This is a genomic window from Staphylococcus cornubiensis (assembly GCF_900183575.1).
In the GTDB taxonomy this organism is placed as follows: domain Bacteria; phylum Bacillota; class Bacilli; order Staphylococcales; family Staphylococcaceae; genus Staphylococcus; species Staphylococcus cornubiensis.
Genome location: NZ_FXUZ01000017.1, coordinates 25416 through 40720, shown reverse-complemented (window position 1 = coordinate 40720; position 15305 = coordinate 25416). Strand labels below are relative to the sequence as shown.

Annotated in this window: 12 protein-coding genes; 11 read left to right on the top strand and 1 reads right to left on the bottom strand. The window is 36.2% G+C overall.

Annotated features, from left to right (window positions below):
* Positions 1-397: 397 nt before the first annotated feature.
* Complete coding sequence (locus CCE82_RS11280) at positions 398-1735, bottom strand: SH3 domain-containing protein (RefSeq protein WP_240507203.1); 1338 nt, start codon at positions 1733-1735, stop codon at positions 398-400.
* 545 nt (positions 1736-2280) lie between these two features.
* On the opposite strand from CCE82_RS11280, the gene CCE82_RS11275 reads away from it, so the two are divergent.
* Genes CCE82_RS11275 through CCE82_RS11225 form a run of 11 tightly spaced genes read left to right on the top strand, consistent with a single transcriptional unit; the run spans position 2281 to position 15252 of the window.
* Positions 2281-3555, top strand: a complete 1275-nt coding sequence (locus tag CCE82_RS11275) for a nucleotide sugar dehydrogenase (protein WP_086429480.1) — start codon at positions 2281-2283, stop codon at positions 3553-3555.
* A gap of 18 nt (positions 3556-3573) precedes the next feature.
* Positions 3574-4386, top strand: coding sequence for an ABC transporter permease (locus tag CCE82_RS11270; protein WP_086429476.1), 813 nt, complete (start codon positions 3574-3576; stop codon positions 4384-4386).
* 20 nt (positions 4387-4406) lie between these two features.
* Positions 4407-5600, top strand: a complete 1194-nt coding sequence (locus tag CCE82_RS11265; RefSeq protein WP_086429475.1) for a glycosyltransferase family 4 protein — start codon at positions 4407-4409, stop codon at positions 5598-5600.
* Positions 5601-6164: a hypothetical protein gene (locus CCE82_RS11260; protein WP_086429474.1), complete on the top strand. Its 564-nt coding sequence runs from the start codon at positions 5601-5603 to the stop codon at positions 6162-6164.
* Complete coding sequence (locus CCE82_RS11255) at positions 6164-8731, top strand: glycosyltransferase (protein ID WP_086429473.1); 2568 nt, start codon at positions 6164-6166, stop codon at positions 8729-8731. Before CCE82_RS11260 ends, CCE82_RS11255 begins: the two co-directional genes overlap by 1 nt.
* Entirely contained in the window at positions 8728-9876 is a 1149-nt protein-coding gene (locus CCE82_RS11250; protein ID WP_086429472.1) for a glycosyltransferase family 4 protein, read from the top strand. Before CCE82_RS11255 ends, CCE82_RS11250 begins: the two co-directional genes overlap by 4 nt.
* Positions 9857-10216 carry a hypothetical protein gene (locus CCE82_RS11245; protein ID WP_086429471.1) on the top strand — a complete coding sequence of 120 codons (360 nt, stop codon included), beginning with the start codon at positions 9857-9859 and terminating at the stop codon, positions 10214-10216. Before CCE82_RS11250 ends, CCE82_RS11245 begins: the two co-directional genes overlap by 20 nt.
* Positions 10217-10231: 15 nt before the next feature.
* Positions 10232-10945 carry a hypothetical protein gene (locus CCE82_RS11240; protein WP_086429470.1) on the top strand — a complete coding sequence of 238 codons (714 nt, stop codon included), beginning with the start codon at positions 10232-10234 and terminating at the stop codon, positions 10943-10945.
* Entirely contained in the window at positions 10942-12942 is a 2001-nt protein-coding gene (locus CCE82_RS11235; RefSeq protein ID WP_086429479.1) for a MerR family transcriptional regulator, read from the top strand. The genes CCE82_RS11240 and CCE82_RS11235 overlap by 4 nt, the downstream gene beginning before the upstream one ends.
* A 21-nt stretch (positions 12943-12963) precedes the next feature.
* Positions 12964-13875: an ABC transporter ATP-binding protein gene (locus CCE82_RS11230; protein WP_086429469.1), complete on the top strand. Its 912-nt coding sequence runs from the start codon at positions 12964-12966 to the stop codon at positions 13873-13875.
* 45 nt (positions 13876-13920) lie between these two features.
* Positions 13921-15252, top strand: a complete 1332-nt coding sequence (locus CCE82_RS11225; protein ID WP_086429468.1) for a glycosyltransferase — start codon at positions 13921-13923, stop codon at positions 15250-15252.
* The last annotated feature ends 53 nt before the right edge of the window (positions 15253-15305 follow it).

The following is a 15305-nucleotide window of genomic DNA, read 5'->3' as shown; positions in this document are numbered from 1 at the left end:
GTTATGACTAAACAACTCAAATTTTTCCTACATATTCAGTATAACACCTAGAAAAAAATTTTAAAATCAGCTAGGTGTAGTTCAGCGATGCCAAAATACTAAAAAAACACTTGCAAAACAGTAAGAAACGCGAAGCCATGAGGGCAATCAAAAACATAATTCATAGTGAAAGGGCAAGTTAAACAAAATAATGTATTAATAACGTCAAAAATTTTTATGTCCCATCCTATTTTTCATGGAATGGTTGATTAAATGCTTGTGCGTCAAAGTTTTATATTTCGATTTTTAATCTTGGTCTCATACCTGGAAAGGCAATTTCTTTTTGTGTTTTATCATCATTAATCTGAAAATTTGGCTTTAGTCGTGAATATGGGGAATGTCTTAATTTTAATTCAACCTAATCGAATTGGCCGAATGGTTTTGTGTTGGATTTGAAGCCATATTTGCCATCACTATAACCAACTTGTGCATAATATCTTTTGCCATTTTTTTCGAAACCAAGCCATACATAGCCGTCGTTGATATATTGATAGTCATAGATAAGACGTTGATGTTTTTTCAACGTATCGAACTGTTTACCATCATTGTTAGGTTGTTTGTAAATTGCCACACCCTTATCTTTAGTTACTTTGAATCTGCCATTTTCGTAACGCATGGTGCTCCCTGATTTTGTTTTCTGCCATCTGCTTGTGATTGCATTACTATTATAAAGGACGTCTGAATAACTAGGCTCTGAAAAGTTCACTTTAGTAAAGGCACCGAATGGCTCGCTGTCGATTTTATACCCTCTGTTCCCATCGCTGTAGCCGGTTTGAATATAATATCGTTGATGATTTTTCATAAAACTAACCCATACGTATCCATCGTTCACATATTTATAATCATAATTGAGTGTTGTAGCAGCCTTTAAATTCGTGACTTGTTTTCCGGTGTTGCTCGGTGCACTGAATACGGCTAATCCATTATTTCTCGTTACGGTATATTGTCCGTTTTCTCTTCTATATGTGATGCCACTTCTCGTTTTCATCCATTCACTGACAACGACTTTTGAATTGATAGGTGTATCCGAATAGGAAGATTGTGGTGGATGATTTTTATTTGAGAAGTGAGGCCTGATAAAATAAGCGACATCTTTATATTGATGCTCAGCCAACCTTCCAGCTTCTCCAAATGAAAAGTTTCCTCTAATATTTTGTTCTAAAGAAGTGAAGTGCTTTGAATCTGCTTTTTTAACAATACCAATGTGACCATAATGGCCATTCCATGATTTTGGAGACCAAACGACAATGTCCCCAGTCTTTGGTACAAAACCAGATTTTTTCGAATACACTTTTGCATAGTTGCCTAAATGATTATTTTTGGCTTGATAGGCATTCCCATCCAAGCGAACGTTGCCATTTGATAATTGATACATATAATCCACAGCTAAATCCATGCATTGATAGCCATAATAACCATCAAAATCAACGCCGACACCGATATGATTTTGTATGTATTGTGCTGCATTTTTTTGTGACCAATCAGGCGTACTCGTCGTTTCAGCATAAACATTTTGACTGTTAAATACGTTGATTAAATTGAATGGTGCAACGATTTTGTTATGTTTTGATAAGAAATTTTTAAAATCGTCATCTTCCGAGTTGTAAGCATTTGTAAAAGATAATCCTCCTAAAATCAGGGCTGTCGTCATACTTACTTTTACATTGAGTTTGAATGCTTTTGAGCGACGTTTCATCCATTTTCCTCCTCGATAGTTTCATCATTCTACTCTATTTATATCAAACGACTATTAAAATTAAATTATAAAACTTTAAAAACTTATAATAATTTCATTAATGTACCGCTTTTATGTTAAAAATATTTTTGTTTCATTTGAATTGACAATGCATTGATTATGTTTGTATGAGATGAATGAAAGTAAGTTGTTACATCAATTCACTCATTTTAAGGCAATCAAAAGTATCAACTCACCTGGCAATTACCCTAATATCAATACACGCTAAAAAAGGTAAATTAGACGACATTTTTTAAATAGAAAATTTACATTTCAGTCTCTTTTTAGCACGTATTGTAAATTTAATGCAAAGTTTGTTTATCTAATGTTTACGCAGTTATAAAATATAGTAAAATAATTGATTATTTTCTATTTTTAATTGAAATCGCACTTCATATACTTAAAAATTGATATAGAAATCATGTTTAACAAATAGAAAGATCATTTTGAATTGAGTTAATTAGTGAAGCGCTCCAAAAATTTCTATGGAAGAAAGGTGTATGAAAGTGAAACTCACAACTGTTGGATTAGGTTATATCGGATTACCCACATCGATTATGTTTGCAAAACACGGTGTCGATGTTTTAGGCGTGGATGTAAACATTGAAGCCGTAGAAAGTTTGAATCATGGCCAAATTCATATTGAAGAGCCAGGATTGCAAGAAGCATTTGAAGAAGTGCTTGAGTCAGGGAACTTTAAAGCATCGTTAACGCCGAGAGAGGCAGATGCATTTATTATTGCAGTGCCGACACCGAATAATGATGATCAATACGAATCTTGTGATATTTCTATTGTGATGCAAGCGACTGAAAGCATTGTACCTTATTTAAAGAAAGGCAACACTGTCATCGTTGAGTCGACTATTGCACCTCGTACGATTGACGACCATGTGAAGCCTTATCTTGAAAGTCAGGGCTATATGATTGGTGAAGATTTATATTTAGTGCACTGTCCTGAACGTGTGCTACCTGGAAAAATTTTAGAAGAGCTTGTGTACAACAACCGTATTATCGGTGGGGTGACGCCTGCATGTGTGGAAGCGGGCAAAAAAGTTTATAGCACCTTCGTCAAAGGTGAAATGATTGAGACGAATGCGCGTACCGCTGAAATGAGTAAATTAATGGAAAATACGTATCGTGATTTAAATATCGCACTGGCTAATGAAATTGCGAAAATTAGTGATCATTTGAACATTAACGTATTAGATGTGATTGAAATGGCGAATAAACATCCACGTGTGAATATTCACCATCCAGGACCTGGTGTTGGAGGCCACTGTCTTGCGGTAGATCCTTATTTCATTATTGCGAAAGATCCTGAACATTCGCCTCTCATTCAAACAGGACGGAAAATTAATCGTTCTATGCCAATGTTTGTAGTAGAAAAGGTGAAACAAATTTTAAGTGAATTGACTGCAGAAAAGGTCACTGTGTTTGGCTTAACTTATAAAGGTGACGTTGATGATATTCGTGAATCACCTGCATTCGATATTTATGAGTTATTACGTGAAAAGCTTCATGTCGATGTCGTTGCATATGATCCACATGTGAAATTAGATTTTGTTGAAAAAGATATGGAAAAAGCAGTTGAAGGGTCTTCGCTCGTATTAGTGTTAAGTGATCACTCTGAATTTAAAACATTAAGAGACCAACATTTCAAAAATATGAAACATCGGATTATTTTTGACACTAAAAATGTCATGACAGACACGTTTGAGGAGGTAGATTATTACAATTACGGCAATCTGTATACGTATCACACACCGGTAAATACTCTATAAAGATAGTAGGTTTTAAGCGTGAAAATTTTATATCTGCTTTTGAAAGAACAGTCTGATAACTGGTCTAAAATTTTACAACTTGCAATATACAATATGAAAAGTCAATATTCCAATCATTATCTCGGAGTCTTTTGGAATATTTTGCAACCAATGATGCAAGTCGGGGTCTACTATTTAATATTTGGCTTAGGTCTAAGAGGAGGGGGCGACCGTTTAGTAGATGGTGTCCCCTTCATCATACATTTAATTTCTGGGCTATTCCCGTGGCTTTTCATTTCACAAAGTATTAATTCAGGAGCCAATGCAATTCAAGCGAACTTAGGGTTAGTCACGAAGATGAAATTCCCGTCATCTGTATTGCTCTCGATTTCATTTACAAACACATTGTTTAACTTAATATTTATGACGAGTATTTTATTTGTTGTTTCACTTATCAATGGAGAAGTCATGCTTTGGAAATACTTTATCTTTATTTACTTTATTGTAGCAGCTTTTCCAGCAATTTTCGGTATCTCTTTACTCATGAGTTCACTCGTCATTGTTGTAAGAGATACGAAAAATATTCTACAAAATGTATTACGTCTCGGTTTTTTTATGACACCCATTTTTTGGGGATTGAATTCAGCACAACCGATTCTACAAACCATCACCCGACTGAATCCCTTTACTTATTTAGTAGAAGTGTATCGTAGTGCTTTTGTGCATCAATATCCAGTCATTTACGGAGCATGGACAGATCATTTCTATTATTGGATGTTTACACTTTTCGTCCTTATTTTAGGCGCATTGGTTCACCAAAGATTTAAGGACCGTTTACTTGATTTTCTATAAATGACAGAAGAGGGGTTTGTATGAAAAGGAAAATATTAATTATCAGTCAAAATTTTTACCCTGAATTAGGCTCAGCTGCTAATCGGATGAAAAAGCTTTTTGAACAACTTCATCAACAAGGCTATGCGCCTGTCATGTTAACAACTGAGCCTTCCTATCCTAACAAGGCGCTATTTAAGGACCGAAGTTATTTTGATAGCGATACATTAAATGCATTGGAAGGGACACAAATTCATCGTATTCAAATGAAGTTTGATAAGCAGCATCCAAATTTATTGTATCGTTTGCTGTACTATATAGAACTGATGATTAAGGTGAAATTTTATTTAAAACATATGAAGGTGTTCGACAATATTTTAGTCACCAGTCCGAACATCTTTTTAGCATGGTCGACATTGTTTTTTAAAAGCACGCATAAAGCAAAGTATTTTTTAGAAATTAGAGATCTATGGCCAGATAGTTTTTTAGATATAGGTAAAATAAAACTGAAATTTTCATTACCTATTTTGAAGTTGTTAGAAAAGAAAATGTATCAAAATGCTGATGAAATTATCGTAAATAATCCGTATTTTGAAAAGCATATTCAGGCGATGATTGGTGAGGACAAACCATTTCTTTATTTACCCAATGCATTTACAGAAGATGAAATTCAGCAGTTAGCTAAACGGGATACTTTTTCTGTCATTTATAGTGGCAACTTAGGTTATGCGCAAAATGTAAAGCAACTCATTGAAATTGCGAGGAGACTTAATGAAGCGCATATTCATTTTACGGTAATGATTTACGGTGTACATGCGGATGAATTTCGAAGGGCCGTGAAAAGTGAGGCACTGCATTTTGTTCATCTCGTACCACCGATGAAACGCACCCGATGTTTACAAACTGTATCGGAGCATCATGTCTCATTATCTATTTTGAAACCAGCGACTACTTTTATGAATGTGATGCCGGGTAAAGTCATTGATAGTATTTGTTCAGGGACGCCGGTTGTAAGCAATTTAGGTGCTACAGTGAGTCAGATGATTGAACAATATCAAGTCGGTTATTCAAAAGAAAACGCATCAACTGATGAGATGATTGACTATATTAAACAACTTAAACTTGACACTACAGCATATGCTCAAACAATAAAGCACACTGAGCAATTAAGAGATGAAGCATTTATGTGGGAGAAAAACATAGTACGATTGATTGAACGATTAAGGGGTGAATAGATGGATACAGAGATGATGCACTTTTTATTTGAGACATCCTACACTGGCGCATATGTGCAAGTGCTCAAAACAACTCGAGTTTATGAAGATGAAGCATGTGAAAACAGCATTCAGTTGGATACAAGTCATCTTCAAATATGCGAAGTAAAATATGAATTATCGCACGGAGGTCAATTAGCGATTCAAATCAAGGACAAGCTTTATTTTGTTTATAAGAAAGAAGTGCAACTCCTCCTATTTGTGCAATTTGTTGAAGAACGTCATTTGGTAGAACTCGCTTATTTTGATAGCAAGTGGAACATCATAAACTTGAGTGATGGTCATCAACGAGAGAGCCCATGTCAAAAGAGTTGGGCACTTATTGCACAACATTTAAAAGTGTTAGATTCACGTCATCAAAGAGCGCAACGATTGATCCTACAAAAAGTACTCGGCGATACGATAGAAAAACGTCATTTTATTGCACGACTTGTCGAACAGCGAGATACTTTAAAAACACGTTATTTAAAGCTGCGACAATCTAAATTAGGCAAGATTCAAATTAAGTTATGGGAGCGACGTTAATGAATTTCAAAGCAATCAAATATTTATTATTTGGAACTCCTAAGCCATTTCAAATGACGAGAGAGGAGATTCCGGATGAAGCTTCAGAAACGGCACCTTTAGAACGGTTAGCAGAAATGCTAGATACGGAACCGAGCAAAGCGTATTTCGAAATAAGTCAAACATCATATTTAAAACCGTTTGTCGATTATTTGAAAGCCTATCATCAAGTTGGGCGTGGTGACCACAATGACGATTTTGAAGCACTTCAACAACAAGTGGATGTAGCTGAAACAACGAAACGGTTGGATTTCACAGTGGGGCTTGTCGCAGATACGTTTTTATATGATGCGTTAAAAGGGTCGTGTCATCTTTATTATATCAATGAGCAGCATCGTAACTTAGATTATGATTTTGTTATTATTGCATCAACTTGGCGTGGTATTGATGGCTATTGGGAAGGCAATACGAATCCACACAGTTCAAAATTTCTTGAGTTAAAAGCGTTGATTACAGACTTGCGTAGTCGACAGATTCCGGTCGTATTTTTTAACAAAGAAGACCCTGTGAACTTTGATGTTTTCAAAACACATGCACAACTTGCGGACTATGTGATGACGACAGAGGTAGACTATGTCGAGAAATATAGCGCGCTGCTAGGACATCAACGTGTTACCTCTACATCTTTTCCTATTAATCCCATATTCCATCATCCGATAGGCACTGACAGAAAAATGGATGATCGTCATGTCGTCTTTGCAGGTTCATGGCTTAATAAATATTCAGAGCGATCGAAGGACATGATGCATATGTTTGACGGAGCTTTAGAAAACGGGTGGGACTTGACGATTTATGATCGCAATTTGTGGCTAGAAAAAACAAAATATCAATATCCGTCACGTTATTTACCCTATATCGCAGCACCATTGACACATCCGCATACAATGACAATGTATCGTACCTATGCTTTTGTGGTGAATGTCAACACGATTAAATATTCACGTAGCATGTGTGCCAATCGCATTTTCGAACAACAAGCGATGGGGAGTATGTTAATTTCGAACTATAACACGTTTGTTAATACGATTTTCCCTCAAGTGCAAATCATTTTTGAACCTGATGATATGGCTAAAATGAAAAATCTAGATATGACAATCATCAATCGTGCGCGTTCGATAGGCATTCATCAGATGATGTTTTCTGCGACACATGTGCAATGGCTCAATGAAATCGCGCAATTTATCGGAAAGTCAATAGCAGAAATAACCCCGCCAAGTGTGAGTGTTATCATTGCCTCTGATGATGCACGCGCGCGTGAGATGTTCGAATCGCAAACGTATGCGCATAAAAAAGTTGTGACGCAATTAGATAAAGTCGACACACATTATTATACGTACTTTTCATCGACGTATGATTATGCACCTGAATATTTGGATGATATGTTAGCGGCAACAATGTACACGAATTGTGACTTTATCACTAAAATGGCAGAAGGTTATCGCTATGTGGAAAATTTTGAAGCACGTGAATTAACAGTATTTCGTCGTGACGCATCTGACAAACAAAAAGGTTTTGCGTTAGATTTAACATTTGTGAATGATAGACCTCATCACATAGTTCCGATTGAAGCGTCGCCACAATTGAGTGTCATTGTACCTGTACACAATAATGGCACGCATTTAGAACATAAATGTTTGCGCTCTATTATCAGTAATGCTTTATTTCCAAAACTGGACGTCATTCTTGTCGATGATGGTTCAACGGATGATTACACGCGCCATATGATTAAGATGTACAGTCAATGGTACGACAATATTCAGTCGATTCGCTTACCTGAAGCTTCAGGTAGTGCTTCTACACCTCGTAATGTTGGTATTGAACACGCAAAGGCAGCATTAGTGACATTTTTAGATCCTGATAATGAATGGGTCGGCCGGGGGATAGAGGTGCTTCTCTCTGAAATGTTGACACATCCTGAAATTGATGTGGCTGTCGGTAATATGATTAAAGCTGATCATGAAAAAACACAAGTCCATCGTTATTATGATGCTTTTGTTGCGACAGTACATGGAGACGTAACGACAGATACACGACAACTCTTACATCAGATGAAGTTAAAAACAGCAAGTATTCAAGCTTTAATTACGAGAAAAGCGTTACTACAAAAGCACAATATTACGATGGTGCCGGGTGCATTAGGTCAAGACTCCTTATTCTTTTTAACTTTAATACACCATGCACGCGCGGTAAAAGTAGTCAATCATAATGTGCATGTCTATTACGCTGCAATCACAAATTCTATGACTAATCATATTACAGCAAGTTTTTTTGAAAAATATGCACGTTTAGAGACTGAAAAAATACGTTTTTTAAAACGATATGGTTATTTATCGACTTATATGACATATCGCTTCAATTATTATATGCGTCACTGGTATATGGCAAGACTCAAACGTTCAACAATGCAAGATGATGACACAATTCGTGCGTTTTTAAAAATTGTTGAAAGTTATGAACCATATGAACGCCCCCATGATGCGGCACTGTTACAAGAAATAGATCAATTAAAAAGAAAGGTGAAATCATGAGTTACCTATTGATTACGAACACCTATCCGAGCAAAGATAAAATCTATGCTAATGGCTTTTTACATCGTCGGGTAAAAGGCTATCAACAATATCAATTAGACGTGACGGTTGTGGTGTTTACCACGAAAATTAAACGCGATACGTATTATGACGGTGTTAAAGTGATGTATATGGACGAAGCACAACTTTATAATCACCTTCAATTTCATCAATATGACAAGTTATTGTTTCACTTTATCAATTATAAAATGTTTCGCGCTGTAGAACGTTTAACCACAAAACCGCCCATTGTTGTGTGGTTACATGGTTTTGAAGCTGAAGCATGGTATACACGCTATTATAACTTTTTGTCTTCAGCGACAGCGTTAAAGAACCAATTACGTAAAAAGGATGAACATTATACCTACCAACAATCATTTTTGAAAAATTTAATGACACGACGAGATCTCGATATTCAGTTCGTGTATGTATCGGAACGCTTTAAAGCTTTGTATGTAGATCCATTTGTAGGTGTAGAGCCTGAACGTTACATCATTATTCCGAATATTGTTGACGCAGATATTTTTCCATACCATGCCAAACAGCGAGAGGATCGATTCCATATTTTAACGATTCGACCGTTCACTGCAAAAAACTATGCGAATGACTTAACCGTTAAAGTGATTCAGTTATTGGCGAAACAGCGATACTTTAAGCAACTTACATTTTCAATTTATGGAGATGGCCCGTTGTTTGAAGAATTAACCGCACCGCTACAAAAGTATGCGAATGTCCATCTTCATCGTCAATTTGTGCCACAACATGAAATTACTGACATACATCAGCAACACGGCATTTATTTAGGGCCAACTCGCCATGATTCTCAAGGTGTGTCATTAAATGAAGCGATGAGTTCAGGATTAGTCCCAGTTTCAAATGCGATTGGTGGCATACCTGACTTTATCGAACACGGGGTTTCAGGGTTTTTAGCCCCTCGCAATGATGTTGAAACGATGGCAGCCTATATTGATAATTTGATTCAACACCCTGACATATTTTTAAAAATGAGTGAAAATACTGCGACAATGATTCAACAAAAAACTGGGGCGGATGTTGTGATACAAAAAGAAATAGAGGTGATGCGTGATGGAAAGCGTGAACTATAAACGTGCGTATGAGTATTTAGAGTCACAATTAGAAGATATTATGTTAGAAACTGCAGAATTGTTAGATCATAATCCTACAACTTTAAGAATTGATGAGATTTTGACACATCAAGAAGAGGAAGGGAAAATCGACATTATTATTTGTAGTTCAGGCGAGCACATGAAATATGCACTGTACATTTACAAAAAGGGTGAAGCAGTGGCAACTGAAAAATTGATGTACCAATATCAAAATGTATTTCGAGTTCAATTAGACCCTGGAAAATATCGAATAAAAGCTTTTGTACAGCAAAACAATGAACAAAAAGTTTCAGAAACAAAACAAATCAAAGTTTATTAAGGGAGGCATGGTAGGATGCAAAATGAATATTTTTTGACCCGTCACCTTAATAACGACGAAACGACATTGCATATTGATTTTAAAGGACGCACGTCTGAGTTGCTTTATGCAGATGAATTTGAAAAAATGATACATCAAATGAATACATTAGAACTTCATTTTTATGAATATGTGAATCAACAACAAATCATATTGTACGAAAAAGTACTTGCGAAAGTTTCTAACAGTGTGACGATTAAAGTGAAGCTCCATACCATTCACATGAAAGAAGATACATTTTTAGCGATTTTAACACCTTTAGAAAACCGTTTTACAATGAATCTATATCATTTCAAAAGTGGCACATGTACAATTGAATATTTCGGTTTGGACATCATACCTTTCGATAAAGCGCATAATCAACGCTTAATGTCTCAATTAAAGCAAAATTGGATAGATGAAAAAGCAAAGCCTGTCGTCAACGAAAAGCGCTTAAAACAAGAATTAATAAAGTTAAATCGGGATTATGAAGCACTCTATGACAAATATTTATATACACATCAACGCATGCAATATGCTTTTCGTACGTTACATCAATTTAAACGTAGCGCGTGGAAATATAAGAAGAAATATTTGGAATATGAAGTGTTCATTCGTCAACTCGATCGTGTGACATATTATCAAAAGCGATTAACTAAGAAAAACGTGAAAAAAGGTTTGAAATTGATATGGAAGAAGGTGAAATCATGACAAATGCTGAGATACAATACACCCCAGAACAGTTGGAAGCAATGCAACAACCGATGAGCAAAAAAGAGCATCCTTTCGTCAATGAATTGTTAAATACGCAAGGTGCATCCTTACCTCATCATTTGAAAAAGGGGGTCGCATGTATTTGGTTTGTACCCCATCAATTTGAATTAGAAACGATTGCAACCTTACAGCAACACTATCACCAACTTATTCTCGTATTCCGCTCTAAAAAAGGGCTGTCGCAATTGATGCATTCACCTTTAATTCATGAGCAGCATACGTTCTACTATTTTGATGATCGTGATTTTAATACGTCATTTGCATTTGCTATACAACAAATTGAAGTTTCACATGTCGTCATCACATTAGAAGATGAAGAACCTGTGACGACATTGGCCACTGAAGCTAGAGATTTAATGCCAGATGTGCTTTATCGAATTGGCATTGAAAAAATGTATCCGACGTATCTCATTTATCGTTTGAACTTACACTATCGATTGAATCGCTATATGAAATATTATATCAATGAAATGTGCTATCAAACGTCAGGTGTCTCAGAGGTACAATTAGAAGAAAAACAGATTCCAACTTCAAAACCACGTATTCAACAACTGCAAGATGTATACGATGCTCTAGAAATGATTGAAGCGATTTATACTGAGACAGGGTTGTCAGACGTGAGTATACATCACGAAGCGAATGACTTAATTATACAAATCGGTACCTATTTAGAAACTCAGCCAGATGAAGTGATGATTCAAGTGAAGACGGATATACGTGAAAAGATGTCAACATTTCATTATCATTTACTCAATGCTGGTCGCGCTGAAACACTTGTGATTGCCTATTGCTTTCCTCCTTATATTGATACAAGCGGGAATGTTATGGCGAAACGTGTTAGAGATAAAGGGGAAATTGTCGACATTATTTCCAACAACATGTCACGCATTCGTCAAAAAGATATGAAATTAAATACTTTATCTGAACATTTAGTTGACACACATTATTTACTTGATGCGAAACAAGCGTTTTCGAGTTGGGAGAGTATTTCTGGATTTACTGAACAAGGTTTAGAAGTATTAGCGGCGCATCCTAAAACTTATCGTCATTTGTATACGCGAGCGATGTTTCCACAGTCTCATTTTTTAGGGTTCGAAATTAAAGTTCAGCAACCTGACATTCATTGGCGCGCTGAGTTTTCTGATCCGTTACATACTACAGTGACGAGCGATTTACGTTATGCACCCATTCAAGATGAAGATTATATGACACGTATTCGACAGTTGATTCGTCCAGAACTGGCACATTTGGTTGATGATAATGTGTTTAATGTCTGTGAATTGTTAGCGTTAAGCCATGCGGATGAACTGATTTTTACGAACGCGCATCAGTTACAGTACATGATTGAGCGTTTTGATAAGCACATTCAACAATCCATTCAACAACGCGCAGTCATTTCACGTCACCCCATTCCGATTCCGAGTGACTACAAAAAGGTCATTTCTAACTATCAGGTCGACCCGAATGTCATTAATTTAGGATATTTTGGTAATTTTTATGCGACAAGAGGTTTTAATGAAATTGAACTTGTCTGTAAATATTTAGAATCAAAAGGAGAAACTGACTTTAAAATTCATTGTTTCACGAACATTAGAGGTAATGTAAAAATCATGCATCGAAACAGTGACTTTAAAGATTACATTGTCTTACACCCGCTTGTGGGCTATTTTGAATTCTTAAATATCACGCAATTACTCGATGGTTTACTGTTATTTGATGCACATACGATAGGCATTAAAACACTTAATCCTTATGTCCCATCTAAATTAAGTGACTACAAGGGTAGTGGTAAACATGTGTGGGCTTTCACTGAAAAAGGCAGTGTCATGTCACAAGATGAGGATATCATTAACACACCGATGACTGATTTTGAACATTATATTGATGGCTTTCGACAAATTAAAGATGCAGTAACGAGATTGAAAACCGATTAAACGAAAGAACCAGGTGATTGGATGACATACAAAGTCAAAGTAGATAACGTTTCTAAAATTTATGACTTAAATAAAAGTAAAATTAGCAAAATACTCGCGCTACTTTCTTTTGGCTATTTTTATAAACCTAAACCTTATTACGCACTCTACAATATTTCATTTGAAGTGGAGCCTGGGACCTCAGTAGGTTTGATTGGTTTAAATGGCTCAGGCAAATCGACATTATCAAATATTTTAGCTGAAGTTTTAAAACCCTCTAAAGGAACTGTGGATATTAATGGTCAATCTTCGTTAATTGCGATTTCGGCAGGTTTGAAAAATGACTTTACGGGTGAAGAAAATATTCGCTATAAATGTTTAATGCACGGTATGACGACAAAAGAAATTAATGCGGTGTTTGATGATATCGTCGCTTTTTCCGAATTGGATGAGTTTATTTACCAACCCATCAAAAGCTATTCGAGTGGGATGAAAGCACGACTTGGTTTTTCTATTGCGATACACACGAACCCAGATGTACTGATTGTCGATGAAGCGCTATCTGTAGGTGATGAAACATTTGCAAATAAGTGTATCGCTAAAATGAAAGCACTCCAACAAGAAGGCAAAACCATATTTTTTGTGTCTCACTCAGCAGCACAAATTAAAAATATGTGTGACAAGGCGATTTGGATTCATTACGGTGAGATGATTGAATATGGAGACGTCGATCATGTAGTAAAGCGTTATAATACGCTTATTCGTGGATTTAAAGCACGTAATAAAGCAGGACAACTTGCTTATAAGAAAAAAATGTTAGCACTTCAACAACAGAGAAGTGATACAATCGAACAATCGGAAATGAATCCAGTTGAAGGCCGAACATTGATTTCACTTGCGGGAAGCTTCTTATTATTCATAGTGGCATTATTATCACAAATTGGTGTCTTTTAAACTGCAAGGTATGGAAATAGTATTAAGAATGAGGAGGCTCCTTATATGAAAAAAGTAGCGATGTTCGTGTGGAATCATTTCACCAACGATGCTCGGGTCAATCGAGAATGTACGGCACTCGCTGAAGCGGGATATGATGTCGATTTAATTGCGATTAATGACCCTAAAAATAAAGATATACAAGCATTTGAACAACGACAAGATCATTTTCGTGTTCATCGTGTAAGACGATATCCTATATTCATTCAAGCGTATGCCGATTATGGGAAGAAATTTGTCATCGTCATCGGTGGTATCTCTTTTACGATTGCAGCAGGGCTATTTTATCTCAATTTAAAGCTGATGTTAGGCTATGCTATGTTGTTAGTGATTGCATTCACGATGATTAAAGTAAAAAAGATTCGTAAATGGGTCGTTAATAGTGCCATTATTGCGCGTATGATTGTGAAAGGCTATAGGATGAAAGCAGATATTTATCATGCGAATGACTTGAATACATTACCTCAAGGGATTGTATGTTCAAAGCTGCGTCTCAAATCAAAACCGCTCGTCTATGATAGTCATGAAGTACAATCCGATCGTACTGGCTACAATTCAGAGCGTATTAAGAAAATAGAACGCTTTTTGTTACGCTTTGTCGATACAATGATGGTTGAAAATCATACACGCGCAAAGCATAACGAACAATTGTATGGCTTTTATCCGCAACCTTTATACAATTATTCCGCATTGTATGATATTGAAAAACAGCCGCGCATGAATTTGCATGCTAAATTAGGCATACCAGAGGATGAAAAAATTTTACTCTATCAAGGTGGATTGCAAGAAGGACGAGGCTTAGAAAAATTGATTGAAGCGATGCCGATGATTGATGAAGGGGTGCTTGTTTTTGTCGGGGGCGGTAAACTCACGGATGCATTGAAAGTACAAGCACAGGTCTCACCTGCAAGTGATCGCATCTACTTTTTAGACAAAGTCCCGTATGAACAATTGCCAAGTATTACGCGAGAGGCGTTCGTCGGCTTTCAAGTGTTGCAAAATATTTGTTTCAACCATTATTCTGCAAGCTCGAATAAACTGTTCGAATATATTATGGCGCACGTGCCTGTTATCTCATGTGACTTCCCAGAGATTCAACGTGTCGTAGAAGAAAATCAAGTAGGGATTGCGACTGATACCCATGTAAGTGAAAACATTGCGCAAGCGGTGAACCATTTGCTGCGTCATCCTGAAGATTATGAACGTTATCGTGCGAATACGCGTCGTACGAAAATGATTTATAATTGGCAAAATGAGAAACAAAAATTATTAAACGTGTACAATACACTCGGTGATAAAGTTTCACATATAGGGAAGATACAGCCTCAAATGAAATAATTGACTCAAACTTTTGACCGATATTGAAATTTATTTGATATGAATATGTCTTA

Bases quoted from the DNA above. Each gene is read 5' to 3' on its own strand.
- CCE82_RS11280 (WP_240507203.1), bottom strand. From the start codon at position 1,735: ATGAAACGTCGCTCAAAAGCATTCAAACTCAATGTAAAAGTAAGTATG.
- CCE82_RS11265 (WP_086429475.1), top strand. From the start codon at position 4,407: ATGAAAAGGAAAATATTAATTATCAGTCAAAATTTTTACCCTGAATTA.
- CCE82_RS11260 (WP_086429474.1), top strand. From the start codon at position 5,601: ATGGATACAGAGATGATGCACTTTTTATTTGAGACATCCTACACTGGC.
- CCE82_RS11255 (WP_086429473.1), top strand. From the start codon at position 6,164: ATGAATTTCAAAGCAATCAAATATTTATTATTTGGAACTCCTAAGCCA.
- CCE82_RS11250 (WP_086429472.1), top strand. From the start codon at position 8,728: ATGAGTTACCTATTGATTACGAACACCTATCCGAGCAAAGATAAAATC.
- CCE82_RS11245 (WP_086429471.1), top strand. From the start codon at position 9,857: ATGGAAAGCGTGAACTATAAACGTGCGTATGAGTATTTAGAGTCACAA.
- CCE82_RS11240 (WP_086429470.1), top strand. From the start codon at position 10,232: ATGCAAAATGAATATTTTTTGACCCGTCACCTTAATAACGACGAAACG.
- CCE82_RS11235 (WP_086429479.1), top strand. From the start codon at position 10,942: ATGACAAATGCTGAGATACAATACACCCCAGAACAGTTGGAAGCAATG.
- CCE82_RS11230 (WP_086429469.1), top strand. From the start codon at position 12,964: ATGACATACAAAGTCAAAGTAGATAACGTTTCTAAAATTTATGACTTA.
- CCE82_RS11225 (WP_086429468.1), top strand. From the start codon at position 13,921: ATGAAAAAAGTAGCGATGTTCGTGTGGAATCATTTCACCAACGATGCT.